17 protein-coding genes and 1 pseudogene are annotated in these 19,706 nt (G+C 69.7%); 10 read left to right on the top strand and 8 right to left on the bottom strand.

The window, feature by feature from the left end; all coding sequences use genetic code 11:
- Window positions 1–32: 32 nt before the first annotated feature.
- Complete coding sequence (locus ACFV9W_RS08325) at window positions 33–1,043, bottom strand: DUF3068 domain-containing protein (protein ID WP_385756835.1); 1,011 nt, start codon at window positions 1,041–1,043, stop codon at window positions 33–35.
- A gap of 416 nt (window positions 1,044–1,459) precedes the next feature.
- Here ACFV9W_RS08325 and ACFV9W_RS08320 point away from each other — a divergent pair, with 416 nt between their 5' ends.
- From ACFV9W_RS08320 to ACFV9W_RS08280, 9 genes are all read left to right on the top strand, one after another.
- The gene (locus tag ACFV9W_RS08320) at window positions 1,460–1,612 is read left to right on the top strand and encodes a hypothetical protein (RefSeq protein ID WP_385756833.1); all 153 of its coding nucleotides are present in this window, start codon (window positions 1,460–1,462) and stop codon (window positions 1,610–1,612) included.
- A gap of 3 nt (window positions 1,613–1,615) precedes the next feature.
- Window positions 1,616–2,845, top strand: a complete 1,230-nt coding sequence (locus tag ACFV9W_RS08315; RefSeq protein ID WP_385756831.1) for a helix-turn-helix domain-containing protein — start codon at window positions 1,616–1,618, stop codon at window positions 2,843–2,845.
- A gap of 111 nt (window positions 2,846–2,956) precedes the next feature.
- Window positions 2,957–3,733 carry an IclR family transcriptional regulator gene (locus ACFV9W_RS08310; protein ID WP_385756829.1) on the top strand — a complete coding sequence of 259 codons (777 nt, stop codon included), beginning with the start codon at window positions 2,957–2,959 and terminating at the stop codon, window positions 3,731–3,733.
- A complete protein-coding gene (locus ACFV9W_RS08305) occupies window positions 3,730–4,578 on the top strand; it encodes an SMP-30/gluconolactonase/LRE family protein (RefSeq protein WP_385756827.1) in 849 nt (282 codons plus the stop codon). Before ACFV9W_RS08310 ends, ACFV9W_RS08305 begins: the two co-directional genes overlap by 4 nt.
- Window positions 4,579–4,756: 178 nt before the next feature.
- On the top strand, window positions 4,757–6,106 hold the full coding sequence (locus ACFV9W_RS08300; protein WP_385756825.1) for an extracellular solute-binding protein: 1,350 nt from the start codon (window positions 4,757–4,759) through the stop codon (window positions 6,104–6,106).
- Window positions 6,103–7,044, top strand: coding sequence for a carbohydrate ABC transporter permease (locus ACFV9W_RS08295; protein WP_385756822.1), 942 nt, complete (start codon window positions 6,103–6,105; stop codon window positions 7,042–7,044). The genes ACFV9W_RS08300 and ACFV9W_RS08295 overlap by 4 nt, the downstream gene beginning before the upstream one ends.
- Window positions 7,041–7,919: a carbohydrate ABC transporter permease gene (locus ACFV9W_RS08290; RefSeq protein ID WP_385756820.1), complete on the top strand. Its 879-nt coding sequence runs from the start codon at window positions 7,041–7,043 to the stop codon at window positions 7,917–7,919. The genes ACFV9W_RS08295 and ACFV9W_RS08290 overlap by 4 nt, the downstream gene beginning before the upstream one ends.
- Entirely contained in the window at window positions 7,916–8,887 is a 972-nt protein-coding gene (locus ACFV9W_RS08285; protein ID WP_385756818.1) for an arabinan endo-1,5-alpha-L-arabinosidase, read from the top strand. Before ACFV9W_RS08290 ends, ACFV9W_RS08285 begins: the two co-directional genes overlap by 4 nt.
- 41 nt (window positions 8,888–8,928) lie before the next feature.
- Complete coding sequence (locus ACFV9W_RS08280) at window positions 8,929–10,434, top strand: alpha-N-arabinofuranosidase (RefSeq protein ID WP_385756816.1); 1,506 nt, start codon at window positions 8,929–8,931, stop codon at window positions 10,432–10,434.
- 14 nt (window positions 10,435–10,448) lie between these two features.
- On the opposite strand, the gene ACFV9W_RS08275 is transcribed toward ACFV9W_RS08280, so the two are convergent.
- Window positions 10,449–11,384 (bottom strand): sulfite exporter TauE/SafE family protein, encoded by a 936-nt coding sequence (locus tag ACFV9W_RS08275; RefSeq protein ID WP_385756814.1) that lies wholly within the window; start codon window positions 11,382–11,384, stop codon window positions 10,449–10,451.
- A gap of 120 nt (window positions 11,385–11,504) precedes the next feature.
- On the opposite strand from ACFV9W_RS08275, the gene ACFV9W_RS08270 reads away from it, so the two are divergent.
- Window positions 11,505–11,969, top strand: a complete 465-nt coding sequence (locus ACFV9W_RS08270) for an RrF2 family transcriptional regulator (RefSeq protein WP_385756812.1) — start codon at window positions 11,505–11,507, stop codon at window positions 11,967–11,969.
- A 23-nt stretch (window positions 11,970–11,992) separates the two neighbouring features.
- Here ACFV9W_RS08270 and ACFV9W_RS08265 read toward each other — a convergent pair.
- The 6 genes and pseudogenes from ACFV9W_RS08265 to ACFV9W_RS08240 form a co-directional block, all read right to left on the bottom strand.
- Window positions 11,993–13,201 (bottom strand): annotated as a pseudogene (locus ACFV9W_RS08265) (pyridoxal phosphate-dependent aminotransferase); the annotation flags it as partial.
- A gap of 90 nt (window positions 13,202–13,291) precedes the next feature.
- Window positions 13,292–14,452: an aldose epimerase family protein gene (locus tag ACFV9W_RS08260; RefSeq protein ID WP_385756810.1), complete on the bottom strand. Its 1,161-nt coding sequence runs from the start codon at window positions 14,450–14,452 to the stop codon at window positions 13,292–13,294.
- A 57-nt stretch (window positions 14,453–14,509) separates the two neighbouring features.
- A complete protein-coding gene (mmsB, locus tag ACFV9W_RS08255) occupies window positions 14,510–15,763 on the bottom strand; it encodes a multiple monosaccharide ABC transporter permease (protein ID WP_385756808.1) in 1,254 nt (417 codons plus the stop codon).
- The gene (gene mmsA / locus ACFV9W_RS08250; RefSeq protein WP_385756806.1) at window positions 15,760–17,310 is read right to left on the bottom strand and encodes a multiple monosaccharide ABC transporter ATP-binding protein; all 1,551 of its coding nucleotides are present in this window, start codon (window positions 17,308–17,310) and stop codon (window positions 15,760–15,762) included. Before mmsA ends, mmsB begins: the two co-directional genes overlap by 4 nt.
- Before the next feature lie 42 nt (window positions 17,311–17,352).
- Complete coding sequence (gene chvE / locus ACFV9W_RS08245) at window positions 17,353–18,468, bottom strand: multiple monosaccharide ABC transporter substrate-binding protein (protein ID WP_385756804.1); 1,116 nt, start codon at window positions 18,466–18,468, stop codon at window positions 17,353–17,355.
- A 165-nt stretch (window positions 18,469–18,633) separates the two neighbouring features.
- The gene (locus tag ACFV9W_RS08240) at window positions 18,634–19,590 is read right to left on the bottom strand and encodes a hypothetical protein (protein WP_385756802.1); all 957 of its coding nucleotides are present in this window, start codon (window positions 19,588–19,590) and stop codon (window positions 18,634–18,636) included.
- Window positions 19,591–19,706 lie beyond the last annotated feature (116 nt).

Below are 19,706 nucleotides of genomic sequence, written 5' to 3'. Positions count from 1 at the left end.
CAAGTTTCGGTCCGAATTCGGCTGACGTACCGTCACATCGTGGACGTTTCCAGGGTCGTCGGGGACGTATCGGGATTCGGACGCTCCGACCCTTCCGGCTCCGGCCTGCCACCCCTGCCCCGTACGACCAGCACCAGTCCGGCCGCCACGAGCAGCACCCCCAGACCGCCCGCCACCAGCGGCACCGTCGTGCCGAGCAGGGAGAGCCGGTCGTTGTCGTCCTTCGCGAGCGCCACCTGCCCGCGCTGTGTGGCCGGGGTGAAGGCGATCTTCCGGCTGTCCAGGAGCACCGCCGCGTCCTTGTCGGTGCCGGGCGCGCGCAGCGTCTTGCGGGGGCCGATGGCCGCGTACAGGACCCGGCCCGTGCGCTGGTCGACGACGAGCTCGACGCCGTGGTTGGCGTACCACTCCTCGGCGAGCACCTGGCTCTTCTCGGGCTGCCCCACGAGCCGGCCCGGCACGAGCCGGGAACCGGTCCTGGCGGGGGAGACGGTGCCGGTGAACCGGTAGCCCTCGTAGCCCTGCACCTTGGTCACGCCGCCGAAGCGGAGCGGGACCGTCGCGCCGAGGGTGTTGTCCCACCAGGTGTAGGTGCGCTTCTCCACATGGAAGGGGAACTTCAGGTAGGCCTCGCCGCTGAAGGCGGGCTGCTCGCCGCAGCAGTGCTGGGGCTCATTGGTGCTCCGGTCGACGACCCAGCGTTCCAGGGTCCACTGGAGCGCGTCGTGCGGGTCGGACGCCGGGAGCGACTTCGCGGTGTCGACGGACGTCGCCACGTCCCACACCGCGTTGCCGCTGCGTTCGCTCTCGGCCACGTCGCCGCGGGCCTGCCGGGTGATGGTCAGCTTGCGATCGCGCACGGTCTTGATCTTGTCGGTGTCGAAATAGCTGCCGGTTCCGGTGAACACGGTCGTCACATCGACGTCGATGCTGGTGCGCTCGGCGCGCGGCGTCACGTACCAGGCGAGCAGTCCCGCCAGGACGAGCAGAAACGTGCCGAGACCTGTTGCGACCAGCGAGAACGGTGAGGCTGTACGGCGCATCCGGCACTCCTGGGAGGAAGGGCATCCGCGCTCTGTTCGCGGTCGGCCGGTGAGGACCCTTCTGACGGATCAGGCTGGATGCGGACGGCGTCCACGTGCGGTGCCGGTGAGCGGGGTCTGGTGCGTGCAGCTGCAAGGCGGAGGAGGGCGTCAACGCGGAGCGTTGGCAACCGACGACAACGCCGCAGATGTGCGTGCCAGACCCCGCTCACCGGCAGGATCCGTCAGAAGGGTCCTTTGGGCCGGGAACCGTAGACGTACCCTTGACGAAGTGTCAATGTCCTGTGGAGACTGGGCACTTGAGACGAACGGTTTGCCGTACGTCGCAATCGCACGGGTGGGGAACGACCTCTGGTGACCTCGATACCCCGGCCGGTGGACCACCGGTCGGGCACGGACGAGAGGCTGACCCTGCGATGAACCGACTGCTCGCCGCCGCGCTGTCCGCGGCCACGGGAGCCGCGCTCGCCCTCGCGGCCGCCTTCGGCGTGCTCGCGTTGCTCAACGCGCGGCCGGACCAGCCCAACACCCCCCTGGTGACCTACGAGACGCCCGGCCAAGGGCGCTGACCCGTGCCGGCCACCACTCGCTCCGCGTGGTGCGACGTGCCGCGGCTCCAGGCCAAGCAGTTCGTGGCGCTCGCCCTCGAAGAGGCGCCCCGGCTCACCCGGGACATCCTCGACGAGATCCACCGCGAATTCCCCCAACTGCCCGTCGTGCTCGACGAGTCGGGCGAGGCCGTCGCCCTCGTCGGCATCCGGCGCGCCGTCGAGGACTTCGTGCGGGGCTTCGCCGACGGGTCCGCCGACGGCCTCCCGGAGGGCCATGCCCCCGCCCTCTTCCAGGAGTTCGGGCGCGGCCAGTCCCTGCACGGCCGCAGCCTCGACTCGCTCCAGGCCATGTACCGGCTCGGCGTGAAGATGGCCTGGCGCCGCCTCGCCGACATCGGACAGCGGCTGCACATCCCGCCCCCGGCGATGTACGAACTCGCGGAGGCCGGCTACGAATACCTCGACGGCCTCGTCGACCAGTCGGTCCGCGGCTACGCGGAGGCCGCCGCCCGGCAGGCGGGGGAGCGGCTGCGCCAGCAGCGCAAACTCATGGACCTGCTCCTCGACGGGGGCGCCGCGGCGCCCCACGACCCCGTGCAGGCGCTCACCGAACGGGCGGCGCGCGTCGGCTGGCAGGTGCCGGCCCACGTCGCGGTCGGCGTGCTGCTGCGCCCCGCCCGGGACGCGGTGGCCCCCGCCGTCGGTGCCGACGTGCTGCTCGACATGGAGCCGGAGCGGCCCCGGCTCGTCCTGTCGGACCCCGACGCCGCGGGCCGCGCCGACCTGCTGCGCCGCGCCCTGACCGGCTGGACCGGGGCGATCGGTCCGCCCGTCGCGCCCGGCGACGCGGCGAAGTCGCTGCGCTGGGCGGAGGCCGCCGTCGCCCTCATGGAGCGCGGACTGCTGCCCGACGCCGAAGTGCTGCACTGCACCCAGCACACCCAGGCCCTCGTCCTGCTCCAGCCCGAGGAACTCGTCGACGACCTCGCGCGGCGCGCCCTCGAACCCCTCACCCGCTGCGGGCCCACGCACGCGCGGCGGCTCGCCGAGACCCTGCTCGCCTGGCTGGAGACCCGCGGCGGCGCCCCCGAGGTCGCGGCCCGGCTCGGCGTCCACCCGCAGACCGTCCGCTACCGCCTGCGCCAGATCCGCGAGCTGTGGGGCGACGAGGTCGACGACCCGGACCGCCGCTTCGAACTGGAACTGGTGCTCCGCGCCCGGCGGCTCCGGGGAGAACTCGGCCCTGTGTAGACCGTGTACACGGCACCGGACCGCCCATTGCCCGGTCAATGTCCCTGTGCTTAGCCTATGTTCGCGATACCGACCGTCTGTTGAAATACCGAACATAGGGAGGGGTCGGTTGTGGGACGTCTCGTACCAGCCGTGACCCGTGCTCTGGACATACTCGAGCTGTTCCTGGACGGGGACGGCACGCTGTCCGCCCCCGACATCGTCCGCAAGCTACAGCTTCCGCGGACCACGGTCCACGAACTGGTCACCACGCTCGCCGCCCGCCAGTACATCGTGCAGGTCCCCGGCCAGCCGGGCCGCTACCGCCTCGGCGTGCGCCCCTATCAGCTGGGCAGCCGGTACGCCGAGCAGCTCGACCTCGCCGCCGAGGGGCAGCACGTCGCCCGCGACGTGGCGGAGACCTGCGACGAGACCGTCCACGTGGCGATCCTCGAAGGCACCGACGTCATCTACATCGCGAAGGTCGACTCCACGCACGCCGTGCGCATGGTGTCCGCCGCGGGCCGCCGCCTCCCCGCGCACTGCACCTCCGTCGGCAAGATGCTGCTCGCGTCGCTGCCCGAGGCGGAGCTGAGCGCGCGGCTCCCGGACGACGCGGACCTCGTCGCGATGACCGAGAACTCGATCACCGACCCGGCGGCCCTGCGCGCGCACCTGGTGGGCGTGCGCGACCGGGGCATCGCCGTGGAGAGCCGGGAGTCGAACACGGACGTGTCGTGCGTCGCCGCGCCCGTGCGCGACCGCACCAACCGGGTCGTCGCCGCGCTCTCGATCTCCGTACCGATGATCCGCTGGAGCGACGCGCGCGAGGAGGAGCTGGCGGGGCTCGCCGCGAAGGGTGCCGCGGACCTCTCCGAGCGCCTCGGTCACCGGGGGGTGGCGCGATGAGGGTCCGCGTCGAGGAGGCCGTGCGGGCCTCGGCGGAGCTGGGCGAGGGCCCGACCTGGGACCCGGCCGCGGGCCGCGTGATCTGGGTGGACATCCTGAACTCCCGCGTGCACACCTACGAGCCGGGCAGCGGCCGCCGCACCGTCATGACCACGGAGCAGCACGTGGGCGCCGCCAAGCCGCGCGTCGGCGGCGGCCTGGTCGTCAACCTCCGTGACGGCGTGGGGAGTTACGGCACCGACAACGCCTTCGCGTGGCTGCACCGCGAGCCCGTCCCCGGTCGGCGCGGCAACGACGCGGCGGTGGCCCCCGACGGTGCGCTGTGGGCGGGCTCGATGCCGTACGACGAGACGCCCGGCGGCGGCAACCTGATCCGCGTCGCGCCCGACGGGACGGTGACCGAGGTCCTCGACGACGTCACGATCTCCAACGGCACCGGCTGGAGCCCCGACGGCACGCGCATGTACTACGTCGACACCCCGACCGGCCGCATCGACGTCTTCGACGTGGACGGCGAACGGGTCGGCAACAGGCGGGAGTTGGCGGCCATTGAGGACGGTGCCGGTTCTCCCGACGGGCTCACCGTCGACGCGGACGGCTGCGTGTGGGTGGCCCTGTGGGACGGCGCCGCCGTCCGCCGCTACACGCCCGAGGGGAGGCTCGACCGGGTGCTGCCGCTGCCGGTGAGCCGCCCCACGGCCTGCGCCTTCGGTGGCGCGGACCTGAGGGACCTGTACGTGTCGACGGCATGGGTCGGCCTCGAAGGCCCTGAGCCGCTGGCGGGGTCGCTGCTGGTGGTGCCGGGGGCCGGTCAAGGGCTGGCGCAAGCGGCCTTCGGAGGCTGAGAGTTCGGGCCGCGGCCCGGTGATCCCCTGCGGGGCGTGCGGCGTTCGCGTCGTGCGCCCCGCACCTTTTTTCCCGCGATTCCCGCGCGACCCATTGACGCGCAAGCGCTTCGATTTTACGGTCCCGTTCGAAGTTACGAGCGGCATTCGAAATATCGGACGTAGGGAGGGGCCGGTTGTGGGACGACCTGGCCTGAACCGCAGACAACTCATCGCCGGTGCGGGTGGGTTGGCGGTCGCGGGAAGCCTGGGCTTCGCGGCCATGGGGACGGGCGCCGACGCGCTCGCCTCGGGCGCGGACACCCGCGTGCGCTACTGGAACCTCTTCAGCGGCGGCGACGGGTACAACATGATCTCGATGCTGAACGACTTCCGTCGTTCGCATCCGGACGTCGACGTGAAGGACTCCACGCTCCAGTGGGGCAATCCGTACTACTCCAAGCTCGCGATGACCGCGTCGGGCGACCGCGCCCCCGACCTCGCCGTGATGCACCTCGGCAGGATCCCCGGCTTCGCCCCCGGCACCCTCCTCGACGCGTGGGACGTCGGACTGCTCGCCAAGTACGGCGTGCGGCAGGAGGACTTCAACCAGGTCCTGTGGAAGCGCGCGGTGGTCGACGGCAAGCTCTACGGCCTGCCGCTCGACATCCACGTACAGCTCTGCTTCTACCGCAAGGACGTGCTGAAGAAGGCGGGGCTGCTCGACGCCGACGGGCGGATGGCCGAGGTCACCTCCACCGACGACTGGTTCGGCGTGCTGAAGGAGGCCAAGAAGGCCGCCAGGAAGGGCGTGCAGACCCTCGGCCTGAACGCGGAGGACATGAACATCCAGTGGTGGATGTTCGTCGCCTTCTACACGCAGCTCGGCGGCACCTGGTTCAACGACGAGCGCACCGAGGTCACCTTCGACACCGACAAGGCCACCCAGGTCCTGGAGTTCCTGCGCAGGCACGTCACCGACGGCTACTCCGTCGAGGGTTCCATCGGCGCCGAACAGTTCGTCAACGGCGCCCCGTTCACCTGGGAGGGCAACTGGTCGGTGCCCGTCTTCGACACCGCCAAGGTGCCGTACGGGGCGACGCCGCTGCCGCCGGTCTTCGGCAAGCAGGCCACCCACGCCGAGTCCCACGCCTTCGTCCTCCCGCACCAGGCCGAGCGCGGCGGCGCCTCCAACGAGGGCGCACACCAGCTCGCCGCGTACGTCGTCAAGCACGCCCGCAAGTGGGCCCTCGGCGGCCACATCCCCGCGTACACGCCGACCCTGTCGTCGGCCGCGTACCAAAAGATGCGGCCGCAGAGCGAGTACGTGTCCGCGATGAACCACATGGCGACCGAGCCGAAGGCCTGGTTCGCCGGCTCCACCGGGCTGCTCGGGCAGCGCACCGGGCCGGTCGTGATGGCCGCGTCCGCCGGCTCCGCGCGCCCCGAGGCCGCGGCCCGCCGCCTCAAGGGCGTCCTCACCCAGCTCCTCGCATCGAAGAACCCGATGGACGGCAGGACCGCCGCCCAGGAAGGTGCGGCCTCATGACCACGACCAGCGCGCAGCCCGTCCTGGCCCCGGCGACCGCGAAGGCCGCCACCAGGACCGGCACCGTCCGCCGCAAGCAGGGCTTCCAGCACGGCGGATGGTTCGTGGCGCCGTTCCTGGCGCTGTTCGGCCTCTTCGTGATCTGGCCGGTGGTGCGCGGCCTGTACCTCTCGTTCACCGACGCCAACATCTCCGGCGAGGGCGCGAGCTTCATCGGCCTCGACAACTACCGCGAGGCCCTCAAGGACGACCTGCTGTGGGACTCCCTCGGCCACAGCGCGTACTTCACGCTCCTGGTCGTGCCCTGCATCACCCTCATGGCGTTCCTGCTCGCGATGCTGGCCCACCACATCGAGCGCGGGAAGTGGCTGTGGCGGCTCTGCTTCTTCATGCCGTTCCTGCTGCCTTCCACCGTCGCGGGCAATCTGTGGGAATGGCTGTTCAACCCCACCGCGGGCATGATCAACCACGTCTTCGGCCTGAACACGGCGTGGCTCGCGGACTCCTCGTACGCGATGCTCACCGTCGTCGTCTGCACGCTGTGGTGGACGGTCGGCTTCAGCTTCCTGCTCTACCTGGCCGCCCTCCAGGGCATCCCTTCGCATTTGTACGAGGCCGCCAAGCTGGACGGCGCGAACGCCTGGCACCGCATGGTCCACATCACGCTGCCGATGCTGCGCAACATCACCGGACTCGTCATCACGCTCCAGGTCCTCGCCTCGCTCCAGGTCTTCGACCAGGCCGTCGTGATGTTCGACTTCGAGCCAGGGCCCGAGGGCGCCACGCGCACGTACGTGCAGTTCACCCTCGAAGAGGGCTTCACCGCCTACCGCGTGGGCTACGCCTCCGCCGCCTCCATCATCTTCTTCGTGATCATCGCGTCCGTCGCGCTCGCGCGGATGTGGCTGCTGCGCAACCGTGAGGAGGGCGCCCGATGACCACCACCGCCCCGCAGATCCCCGCCCCGCAGATCCGCGTCAAGAGCCGCCGCGGGTGGACCCCGAGCCAGATCGTGCTCACCGCCCTCGGGGTGGTCGTGTCCGCGGTGTTCCTCTCGCCGCTGGCCTGGGCCCTGTTCACGTCGCTGAAGTCGGAGACCGAGGCGGTCGCCTCGCCGACGCACTGGCTGCCGGAGAACTGGACCGGGCAGGCCTGGTCCGCCATCTTCGAGACCGGCAACATCACCAACTGGTTCGTCAACTCGGTGGTCGTGTCCGTGTGCGTCACGGCCGTCGTGGTGACGACCAGCGCGCTCGCCGGATACGGCTTCGCGCGCACCGAGTTCAGGGGCAGGTCCGCCCTGATGGGCCTGGTCATGGCGGGCCTGATGGTCTCGCCCGCCGTGCTCGGCGTCCCGCTGTTCACGACGGTCCAGCAGATGGGGATGGTCGACACGTACTGGGGCATGATCCTGCCGCAGTGCGCGCACGCGTCGATGGTCTACATCCTCTACAAGTTCTTCCAGGGCGTCCCGCGCGAACTGGAGGAGGCCGCGGCCATCGACGGCGCGGGCCGCTGGCGGATCTTCTTCACCGTCATCCTGCCGCTGTCGCGGCCCTCGCTCGCCGCGGTCGGCATCTTCACGTTCATCAGCTCGTGGAACAACTTCCTGTGGCCGTACATGGTCACCCACAACCCCGACCTGATGACCATGCCCAACGGCATCGCCACCATCATGAACTCCTACGGCATCCAGTGGGCCCAGCTGATGGCCGGCGGCCTCATGGCGGGCCTGCCCCTGATCATCGTCTTCGTCTTCTTCCAGCGGCAGATCGTGGCCGGCGTGGCCCACACCGGATTGGCGGGACAGTGACGTCCGTACGAAGAGCCTTCGCGGCGACGACGGCCGCGGCCCTCCTGGCGCTCCTCCCCAACGCGGCGCAGGCTGCGCAGAGTTACCCCGACCCGCAGGCCATCACCGGCCAGCGGATCATCCACGACCCGACCGTCATCAAGCTCAAGGACGGCCGCTACGTCGCGTACTCCACCGGCGGGGTGATCGGCGCACGCCTGTCCTCGGACCGGGTCGACTGGACGGACGAGGGCAACGCCTTCGCCGAGCCGCCGAGTTGGTGGCTCCAGTACAACGACACGGGCGACCCGTGGGCCCCCGACATCTCGTACCGGGACGGCAGGTACTGGCTGTACTACGCCGTCTCGTCCTGGGGCACCAACCACTCGGCGATCGGCGTCGCGACGTCGAAGTCCGGCCTCCCCGGCACCTGGACGGACCACGGCAAGGTCTTCTCGTCGGAGACCACGGACACCTGGAACGCCATCGACCCGAACGTGATCGAGGCGGACGGCAAACTCTGGATGAGCTTCGGCTCGTACTGGTCCGGCATCCGCATGGTCGAACTGGACCCGGCCACGGGCAGGGCGGTCCCCGGCGCGAAGGTCCACCACCTCGCCACCCGCCCCGACGCCCCGCACGCGGTCGAGGGCCCGGCGGTCGTGAAGCACGGCCGGTACTTCTACCTCTTCGCCTCGTACGACGCGTGCTGCCAGGGCGTGAACTCCACGTACAAGATCCGCGTCGGCCGCTCGGCCTCGGTGACCGGGCCCTACGTCGACAAGGACGGCAAGCCGCTGCTCGACGGGGGCGGCACGCTCCTCCTCGCGGGCCACGGCCGCTACCTCGGCACCGGCGGCGAGTCCGTCTTCCGCGACCGGGGCCGCTACGTCCTCGCGTACCACTACTACGACGCGCAGGACGCGGGCACGCCGAAGTTGGGCCTGAACACGCTCAGTTGGACGAAGTCCGGCTGGCCGGCCCTGTGAATGTGACGACCTCCTCGACCTCCCCCACCGAAAGGACCCCCTTGCGTACCGCACGCTTCACCCTCGACCCCGCCTTCACCGTCGGCACCGTCAACCCCCGGCTCTTCGGCTCGTTCGTGGAGCACCTCGGCCGCTGCGTCTACACCGGCATCCACGAGCCGGGCCACGAGCACGCGGACGAGGCGGGCCTGCGCACCGATGTCCTGGACCTCGTACGGGAGTTGGGCGTCACGACCATCCGCTACCCCGGCGGCAACTTCGTCTCCGGCTACAAGTGGGAGGACTCGGTCGGCCCCGTCGAGGACCGCCCGGCCCGCCTCGACCTGGCCTGGCGCACCACGGAGCCGAACCGCTTCGGCCTGTCCGAGTACATCGCGTTCCTGCGCAAGCTCGGCCCGCAGTCCGAGCCGATGATGGCGCTGAACCTCGGCACGCGCGGCGTGGCCGAGGCGATAGAACTCCAGGAGTACGCCAACCACCCCGCCGGCACCGCCCTGTCCGACCTCCGCATCGAGCACGGCGACAAGGACCCCTTCGGCATCCGCCTGTGGTGTCTCGGCAACGAGATGGACGGCCCCTGGCAGACCGGCCACAAGACGGCCGAGGAGTACGGGCGGGTCGCGGCGGAGACGGCGCGCGCGATGCGCCAGATCGACCCGGACGTGGAACTCGTCGCGTGCGGCAGCTCCAGCCAGGCGATGCCGACGTTCGCCGAGTGGGAGGCGACGGTCCTCGCCGAGACGTACGAGCTGGTCGACTTCGTCTCCCTGCACGCCTACTACCAGGAGCACGACGGCGACCGGGACTCGTTCCTCGCCTCCGCGGTGGACATGGAGTCGTTCATCGAGAACGTCGTCGCGACCTGCGACCACGTCGGCGCGCGCCTCAAGTCCCCGAAGAAGATCAACCTCTCCTTCGACGAGTGGAACGTCTGGTACCAGTCGCGCTCCCAGGCCGAGGTCGCGGCCCTCGACTGGCCGGAGGCCCCGCGCCTGCTGGAGGACGTCTACTCGGTCACCGACGCGGTCGTCTTCGGCTCACTCCTCATCGCCCTGCTCCGCCACGCGGACCGGGTGACGGTGGCGTGCCTCGCCCAACTCGTCAACGTCATCGCCCCGATCATGACCGAACCGGGCGGCCCGGCCTGGCGCCAGACGACGTTCTACCCGTTCGCGGCGGCGTCGAAGTACGGCCGCGGCGAGGTCCTGGACGTCCGCGTCTCGGGCCCCACGCACGACACGAAGCGCCACGGCACGGCCGACCTCCTGCACGCGACGGCGGTCCGCGCGGAGGACGGCACGGTCACGGTGTTCGCGGTGAACCGCAGCCAGACGGAGGCGCTGCCGCTGGAAGTCGCCCTGAACGGACTGGACCTGACCCGCGTCGTGGAACACACCGTGCTCTCCGACCCCGACCCGGAGGCCCGCAATACGCTCGCGGAGCCGGAGCGGGTGGTGCCGCACACGGTGTCCGACACGACCGTGGAAGCCACCACCCTGAACGCTTCACTCGCCCCGCTGTCCTGGAACGTGATCCGCCTGGCGTGACAGCGGGAGCCCGCTCACCGCGTCACAGCAGGGGACTCGGGAGCGGGCTCCGGTGCGTGACGGGCGTCCCCTGCCACCACCAGGGAGCGGCCGCGCCGCCCCCGCAGCGTCACCGTGACCCCCGCCGCCGCGAACACCCCGCACACCAGAAGCAGAGGTACACCCGAGACCCCCCACATCGCCAGGCCCGAGCCCGCCAGCAGCGTCACCAGGGCCCAGCGCAGGGACGGGCCGGAGATGCGGGTGGAGAGGAGGGCGCCGGCCACCACGCCCGGGATCGCGCCGATCAGCAGGGTGCCCGCCATGCCGAAGGAGACGTCGCCGAAGATCACGTGGCCGAGGGCCGCCGCCGCGACGACGGGGATGGCCTGGACGAGGTCGGTGCCGACGAGGTGGTTCGCCTTCAGGCGCGGGTGCGCGAGCATCAGCATGACGATGATCAGTGAGCCGGAGCCGACGGACGTCATGCCGACGATGAAGCCGCCGATGAGGCCGATGGCGAGGGTGGCCAGCGGGCGGACCGCCACGTGTGCGTCCTCCGCCTCCTCCGCGCCCGTGCCCCGCCGCGCGTCCAGCCACATCCGGGCCAGCATCCCCACGACCGCCAGGACGAGCGCGCCCCCGATGACGTACTTCACGCGCTCCTGGAGCTGATCCCCGTCGCCGAGCAGCCCCAGGCAGAGCGCGCCCAGCACCGCCGCCGGCATCGCCGTCGGCAGCAGCCAGCGCACGATGTCCCAGCGCACGGTCCCCGCACGCTGATGCACCGCCGCCCCGAAGGGCTTCATGAACACGGACGTGGCCAGGTCGCTGCCGATCGCGGCGGTCGGGTTGACGCCGAACAGCATCACCATGATCGGCGTCATCAGCGCGCCGCCGCCCATGCCGGTCAGGCCCACCGCGAGACCGACGAGGGCACCGGCCACGACTATCGCCCAGGAGAAGTCCATGACGGCGACTGTACGCACCATCCCTATGGGAAAGGTAGGGATGGGGCGGGTGTCCCAGATGGTGGAAGCGAGTCCGTCCCAGATGCTGGAAGATCCACCGGTGTCCACGACAATGGCCGCATGAGGATCTCCGCCCGCGCCGACTACGCCGTACGTGCCTGCCTGGAAATCGCCGTCCATGCCGAGGGGGACGGCGTGCCGATCAAGGCCGAGGCAGTCGCCGCGGCACAGGAGATTCCCCACAAGTTCCTGGAGGGGATCCTCAGCGACCTGCGGCGCGGCTGCATCGTCGTGAGCAAGCGGGGCGGCAACGGCGGCTATCTGCTCGCCCGGCCCGCCGCCGAGATCACCGTCGCCGACGTCGTGCGCGCGGTCGAGGGGCCCATCGTCTCGGTCCGTGGTGAGCGGCCGAACGCGCTCAGTTACACCGGTCCCGCCGAACCGCTGCTCCCGCTGTGGGTGGCGCTGCGGGCCAACGTGCGCAAGATCCTGGAGGGCGTCACGCTCTCCGACCTCGCGCACGACCGGCTGCCCGAGCCGGTGAAGGAGCTGGCCGAGGACCCCGCCGCCTGGCGCAACCCGTGAGCCTCACGTAGGGCTCACGCCCCCGTGGACCGGATGAGGCGGTCGACCGCCGCCGTGCCCGAGCTGTAGGTGGTCCCTCCGTATCGCTCGGGCACGGCGGCGCCGTTCCCGCTCCCCATGAGCGACTCCAGACCGGCCACCAGGCGCAGGACGTCCGGTTGGGGTCGCACCACGAGGCGCAGGAAACTGCTGGACGATCCGATCTTGTTGCCGCACTCCCGCACCAGGACGCCGTGCTCGGAGAGCAGCCGGTCCCGCACCGTCACGCCGTCGACCCCGTCCGGCAGCCGCACGTAGAGGAAGTTGCCCTGGGAGGGGTAGACGGTGAGCGGGCGCAGGCGGGACAGGTGCCAGCGCATGTCGTGGCGGTCGCGGCACACCTGGCGGATGCTGTCGGCGTACTCCTGGCGGTGCTCGCGGAGCATGAAGACGACCGTCTCGGCGAAGGAGTTGAGGTTCCACTTCGGGAGCATCGAGCGGACCTTCCCCGCCAGGCCCGGATTCGCGACCAGGTAGCCGAAGCGCACCCCGTGCAGGCCGAAGTTCTTGCCGAGGCTGCGCAGCACGATCACGTTCGGGCGCAGCACCGCCTCCTGTACGAGGCTGGGGTCCGGGCCGCCCTCGGTGTCGGCGAAGTCGAGGAAGGACTCGTCGATGACGATCAGGTCGAGGTGCCGGAGTTCGTCGATGAGGGTCAGCAGGGCGCGGCGGGGGAGCAGGCCGCCGTCGGGGTTGTTCGGGTTGCAGACGACGGCGGCCCGCGCGCCGCGCGCGTGGATGAACTCCGCGTACGCCGCCGGGTCGAGCGCGAACCCGTCGCGCTCGGGCAGCGGGAACATGTCGACCCGCTTGCCCGTCTCCATCGGCTGGTCCGTCCACCGCCCGAACGTCGGCACCGGCACCGCCAGGGACTCGCGGACCAGCAGATGGTCGATCCAGGTGATGAGCTCGGTCGAGCCGTTGCCCATCGCCACGGTCCCCGGGTTGAGGCCGAGGACCTGGCACAGCTCGGCGGTGATGTGCTCGGCGCTGCTCGGGTAGTACGTCAGGATCTCGGGCAGCCGGGCGCGGAGCGTCTCCAGCATCGCCGGGGTGGGGAAGTAGGGGTTGCAGGGGATGCAGAAGTCGACGACCTCGCCGCCGGCGCCGCCCGCCCCGGCCCGCGTCAGCTGGCCGTAGGAGGGGGAGTGGGCCGTCGAACCCTGGAACAGCGAGACGACGCTTCCGGTCATCACATGCCTCCGCCCGTATCCGTGGTGGCATGTCATACGGATACGGGCGGGGCGGTGTTCAACTCCTGATACTCGTGGCGCTCATGGCGCTCATGTCCCGAACGAGTGCACCGTCGTCGTCCGGTACGTCTCGCCCGGACGCAGCACCGTCGAAGGGAACGACGGCTGGTTCGGGGAGTCCGGGAAGTGCTGGGTCTCCAGGGCCAGGCCGTCGCCCTGCCGGTAGGTGCGCCCCGACTGGCCGACGAGCGTGCCGTCGAGGAAGTTGCCCGAGTAGAACTGCAGGCCCGGCTGGTCCGTGGCGATCTTCAGGCCGCGGCCCGACACCGGGTCGCGCAGCGTCGCCACGAGGACGGGCTTGGCGGTGATGCCCTTGTCCATCACCCAGTTGTGGTCGAAGCCCTTGGCGAGGATCTGCTGCGGGTGGGCGTCGCGGATGTCGCGGCCGATGGGCTTCGCCTTGCGGAAGTCGAACGGGGTGCCCGCGACCTTCGCCAGTTCACCGGTCGGGATGAGCCCCGCGTCGGTGGGCGTGTAGCGGGAGGCGGCCAGCGTCAGCTCGTGGTCGTAGATCGTGCCGCTGCCCTCGCCCGCGAGGTTGTAATAGGTGTGGTTGGTGAGGTTCACGACGGTCGCCTTGTCCGTCGTCGCCTCGTAGTCGATGCGCCAGTCGCCGCGCGCCGTGAGCGTGTACGTGACCTTGGTCTTGAGCGTGCCGGGGTAGCCCATCTCGCCGTCGACCGACGTGTAGTACATGTGCAGGCCGACATCGGAGCCGGAGGCGAACGGCTCGATGTCCCAGACGCGCTTGTCGAAGCCCTTGGCGCCGCCGTGCAGCGAGTTCTCGCCGTCGTTGACGGAGACCTGGTACGCCTTGCCGTCGAGGGTGAACTTCCCCTTGGCGATGCGGTTGCCGTAGCGGCCGATGGTGGCGCCGAAGAACGTGGTGCCCGCGACGTACTCCTCGATGGTGTCGTAGCCGAGGGAGACGTTCACGTACTTGCCGCGGCGGTCCGGGAGTTCGAGCGACTGGACGATGCCGCCGTAGTTCAGGACCTTCATGCGCGTGCCGCCGTTCTCCAGCGACCAGCGGTAGATCTTCGTGCCGTCGGCGAGCTTGCCGAAGGGCTCCTTCACGGGCTTCCTGCTTCCGGAGGCGGTGGGCGACGCGTGCGCCGTGCCGCCGAGTGCGGTGGCGGCGACACCGGCCGCCGCGGCGGAGGCCATGACCGTACGTCTGCTCAGTTCCATCTGTGCGGCTCCAAGAGTGTGATGGGAAACCAGACTTACGAAGATGTGAAACCGGACTTACGAACCGGACTTGCGCTTGTTCCACACGTCGAAGCCGACCGCGGCGAGCAGGGCCAGGCCCTTGATCACCGACTGCCAGTCGGAGCCGACGCCGAGCAGGTTCATGCCGTTGTTCAGCACGCCGAGGACGAGACCGCCGATGATCGCGCCGAGGATGGTGCCGACGCCGCCGCTCATGGACGCGCCGCCGATGAACGACGCGGCGATCGCCTCGAGTTCGAAGTTGAGCCCCGCCTTCGGCGAGGCCGCGTTCAGGCGGGCCGCGACGACCAGGCCGGCCAGGGCCGCGAGCACGCCCATGTTCAGGAAGACGTAGAAGGTGACCTTCTTGTTCTTCACGCCGGAGAGCCGCGCGGCCGGCAGGTTGCCGCCGATCGCGTAGATGTGCCGGCCGAAGATCGAGTTGCGCATCACATAGCCGTAGCCGACCACCAGGACGCCGAGGATGATCAGGACGATCGGGGTGCCCTTGTAGCTGGCGAGCAGCAGCGTCACGACGGCGATGGCCGCGACGATCGCGACGAGCTTCAGCATGAACAGGTTGTACGGGACCACGTCGAGCGAGAACTCGCGCTGCCGGCGCCGGTCCCGCATCTCCTGCCAGACCACGGCGGCGGCGAGCAGGACACCGAGCAGCAGCGTGAGGTTGTGGTAGTTCGTGTTCGGTCCGACCGCCGGCAGGAAGCCGTTGCCGATCTTCTGCAGGCCGTCGGGGAACGGGCCGAGCGTCTGCCCCTTGAGCAGGATCTCGGTGAGCCCGCGCCACACCAGCATGCCCGCCAGCGTCACGATGAACGACGGTATGCCGCCGTACGCGATGAGCCAGCCCTGGATGGAACCGGCCACGCCGCCCATCACCAGGCAGAGGATGACGGCGACGGGCCAGGAGAGGTCGTGGCTGACCGTGAGGACCGCGGCCATCGAGCCGACGAACGCCGTCAACGAGCCGACGGACAGGTCGATATGGCCCGCGATGATCACCAGCATCATGCCGATCGCGAGGATCAGGATGTAGCTGTTCTGGAGGACCAGGTTGGAGACGTTGCGCGGCAGGATCAGGTCGCCGTCGGTCCACACGGCGAACACGGCGACAAGGAGGCCGAGCGCGATCAGCATCCCGTACTGGCGCATGTTGCGGCGCATGCCGGCGACGACCAGCTGGAGCAGGCCGCCCCCGGCCGCCCCGCCCGACTTGCGCGGCGGCGGTGGCGGCGCGGCCGCCGGGATCTTGTCCGTCACGTTCGTGCTCATCGCGCTACCTCTTTGTCCTTCGTCATCAGGCGCATCAGCGATTCCTGCGTCGCCTCGGCACGCGGCACCTCGCCGGTCAGGCGGCCCGCGGCCATCGTGTAGATGCGGTCGCACATGCCGAGCAGCTCGGGAAGCTCGGAGGAGATGAAGACGACCGCCTTGCCCTCGGCCGCGAGCTTGTCGATGACCGTGTAGATCTCGTACTTGGCGCCGACGTCGATGCCGCGCGTCGGCTCGTCGAGGATCAGCACATCGGGCCCGGCGAAGATCCACTTGCTGAGGACGACCTTCTGCTGGTTGCCGCCCGACAGCTTCCCCGCCGGTTCGAACACCGTCGGGGCCTTGATGTTCATCGACTTGCGGTAGCCCTCGGCGACCTGCCGCTCCTCGTGCTCGTTCACGACTCCGCGCTTGGCGACCTTGCCCAGGGCGCTCATCGTGATGTTGCGGCCGATGGTGTCGATGAGGTTGAGGCCGTAGTGCTTGCGGTCCTCGGTGACGTACGCGATCCCGTGGCCGACGGCGTCGGAGACGTGCCGCGTGCTGATCTCGTCGCCGTCCTTCAGGACGACCCCGCCCGCGTACCTGCCGTACGTACGCCCGAAGACGTTCATCGCCAGTTCGGTGCGGCCCGCGCCCATCAGGCCCGCGATGCCGACGATCTCGCCGCGGCGCACGGTGAGCGAGACGTCGTCGACGACCTTGCGGTCGCGGTCGATGGGGTGGCGCACCGTCCAGTTGCGGATCTCCATGGCCGGGGCGGCGCCCGCCTCCGGCTGGTGCGGGGTGCGGTCGGGGAAGCGGTGGTCCAGGTCGCGGCCGACCATGCCGGAGATGATCCGGTCCTCGGTGGTCTCCGGGGCCCGCACATCGAGGGTCTCGACGGTGCGGCCGTCGCGCAGGATCGTCACCGAGTCGGCGACCTTGCGGATCTCGTTCAGCTTGTGCGAGATGATGATCGAGGTGATGCCCTGGTCCTTCAGCTCCAGGATCAGATCGAGGAGCGTGTCCGAGTCCTCGTCGTTGAGCGAGGCCGTCGGCTCGTCGAGGATCAGCAGCTTCACCTCCTTGGCGAGCGCCTTGGCGATCTCCACGAGCTGCTGCTTGCCCACCCCGATGTCGGCGACGCGGGTGTTCGGGTTCTCGTTCAGGCCGACGCGGCGCAGCTGCCGCGTCGCGTGGCCCAGCGTCTCGTGCCAGTTGATGAAGCCGCGGCTCGCGTGCTCGTTGCCGAGGAACATGTTCTCGGCGATCGACAGGAACGGCACGAGCGCCAGCTCCTGGTGGATGATCACGATGCCGCGCTTCTCGGACGCGTTGATGTCCTTGAACTCGCAGTGCTCTCCGTCGAAGAGGATGTCCCCTTCGTAACTCCCGTGCGGGTGGACGCCGGAGAGCACCTTCATGAGGGTGGACTTTCCGGCGCCGTTCTCCCCGCAGATGGCGTGGACCTCGCCGGGACGGACGCTCAGGGAGACGTCCGACAGCGCCTTGACGCCGGGAAAGGTCTTGACGATCGAGCGCATTTCCAGGACGGGTCCCGCCATGGTCGTGCCCTTCTCTGAGATGTGTCCTGTGACCTGTGCGGGCTACTTCAGGCCCAGGTCGGACTTGGTGTAGTAGCCGCTGTCGACGAGCGTCTTCTCGTAGTTGGTCTTGTCGACGCTGACCGGGGTGAGCAGGTAGGACGGCACGACCTTGGCGCCGTTGTCGTACGTCTCCGTGTCGTTGACCTTGGGCTTCTTGTCGTTGAGCACGTCGTCGACCATGTCCACGGAGACCTCGGCGAGCTTGCGGGTGTCCTTGTAGACCGTCGCGTACTGCTGGCCCGCGATGATCGACTTCACGGAGGCGACCTCGGCGTCCTGACCGGAGACCACCGGCAGCGGCTTGGCCTTCGTGCCGTAGTCGTCGGACTTCAGGGCGGACAGGATGCCGATGGAGATGCCGTCGTACGGCGAGAGCACCGCGTCGACCTTCTCGCTCTTGTACGTCGAGGTCAGGATGTCGTCCATGCGCTTCTGCGCGGTGGCGCCGTCCCAGCGCAGCGTCGTGACCTGGTTGAGCTTCGTCTGCCCGGACTTCACGACGAGCTGCTTCTTGTCGATGTAGGGCTTGAGCACCGACATCGCGCCGTTGAAGAAGTACTTGGTGTTGTTGTCGTCGTTGGAACCGGCGAACAGCTCCAGGTTGAACGGGCCCTTCTTGCCGCTGTCGAGGCCCAGCTTCTTGACGAGGGCGCCGGCCTGCAGCTCGCCGACCTTCTCGTTGTCGAACGTCGCGTAGTAGTCGACGTTCTTCGAGTCCAGGATCAGGCGGTCGTACGCGATCACCGGGATGTTCGCGTCCTTCGCCTCCTGGAGCACGTTGGTCAGCGACTTGTTGTCGATCGAGGCGATGATCAGCGCCGAGACGCCCTGGGTGATCATGTTCTCGATCTGCGAGACCTGCTGGTCGGGGTCGTCCTCACCGAACGCCAGCTTGGTCTTGTAGCCCTTCGCCTTCAGCGACTTGACAACGTTATTGCCGTCGGCGATCCACCGCTCGGAGGACTTGGTCGGCATCGCGATGCCGACGGTGGAGCCCTTCGCGCTCTTCTTCTCGTCCTTGCTGCCGCCCTCGCTGCTCTGTCCGCAGGCGGACAGGGTGAGCGCGAGGGAGGCGGACGCGGCTATCGCGGTGAGAACGGCTCGGCGGTTTCGCATGGTCATCATCCTTGATGTGTGAGTGCACAGCTGCGGGGCGGAGCTCGGTGGTGCTGGGCGGTGCGAAGTCCCTTGCGCGGAGCTGGGGTTGACCGAATGGAGCGTGTAGATGCGTTGGATTCTGCGCGGCCCTGTCCAGTTCTGGGAAGTTGCGCGCCCGGAACGTTATTCGCCCGTGTCGAACCGGCTCAGCGCTCCCGGCAGCCTCGAACCCAGCGGCGACATCCCGCCGCCTGCCCCGTGCCGCTCCAGCAGATCGAGCGCGAGCCGGCCCCGGCGCACCCGCTCGCGGGCGGTGTCGAGGGTGACATCGCGCAACTGGGCCCCGTACGGGTAGATGGCCGGGGCCTTGGCCAGGCCGAACTTCAGGTACAACGGGGCGCCGCGGCGCACCAGTTCGGCGATCTCGTACATCCGGACATAGCCGCCGAGGTCGTCGGGCGCCTCGACGTACATGTCCATGGGAGCGGCGGAGACCCGCCGGATCTCGGTGAGGTGCGCGAGCGTGAGGTCGCTCGGCACGTTCAGCGAGTCGGCCCCGAGCCGCTCGTACACGGCGTACGAGGCGGGGTTCACGGGCCCGACGAGCGCGGACACCTTGAGGGTGGTGTCGCCCGGGACGACGCCCTGCTCCCGCGCCCGGTGCAGCGTCCACAGCACGCCCTCGTCGGCGACGAGCAGGCACTTCACGCCCAGCTCCGTCGCCCGTACGGCGTCCTCGACGCATCCGGCGACGGCGTCGTGGCCACGGGCCCGCAGCCCCGCGCCGCCCGAGTCGGTGCGCACGGAGGCGCCGGTGTCCCAGGAGCCGCGCGGGCCGGTGAACAGGCAGAGCTCGATGTCGCGTTCGGCGGTCGCCTCGACCATCTCCTGGATCTCGGCGTCCCGCAGCATCCAGATGCCGCTGCCCTGGCTGATCCGGTGGATGGGCACGTCGAGCCGCGAGGACTCCTTGAGCACGGTGGCGAGGGCCTCCGGCCCTTCGACCGAGGGAATCTCGGTGCGCCAGGTGCCGCCGTCGGGGAAGGTGTGCGGCGAGGTGTCGGCGGGGGAGCGGTCGGGGGCGCTCAGCCCGAGTTCGGAGAGCGCGGGTTCGCCGGGGCGGCGGGGGGTGTCGGTCACGGTGGTCCTTTTCAGTTGTTCGAAGTTTCGGACGAGGTTCGGATGAATCCAGCCCCGCTCTTGTACGAGAGCCCGCGGGGTCCGGGGCGGAGCCCCGAGACCTCGGCCACGGGGCG

This window comes from Streptomyces sp. NPDC059897, from assembly GCF_042730865.1.
In the GTDB taxonomy this organism is placed as follows: Bacteria; Actinomycetota; Actinomycetes; order Streptomycetales; family Streptomycetaceae; genus Streptomyces.
The sequence above is the reverse complement of the archived record's forward strand: the minus strand, read 5'-3'. Positions and strand labels throughout refer to the sequence as shown.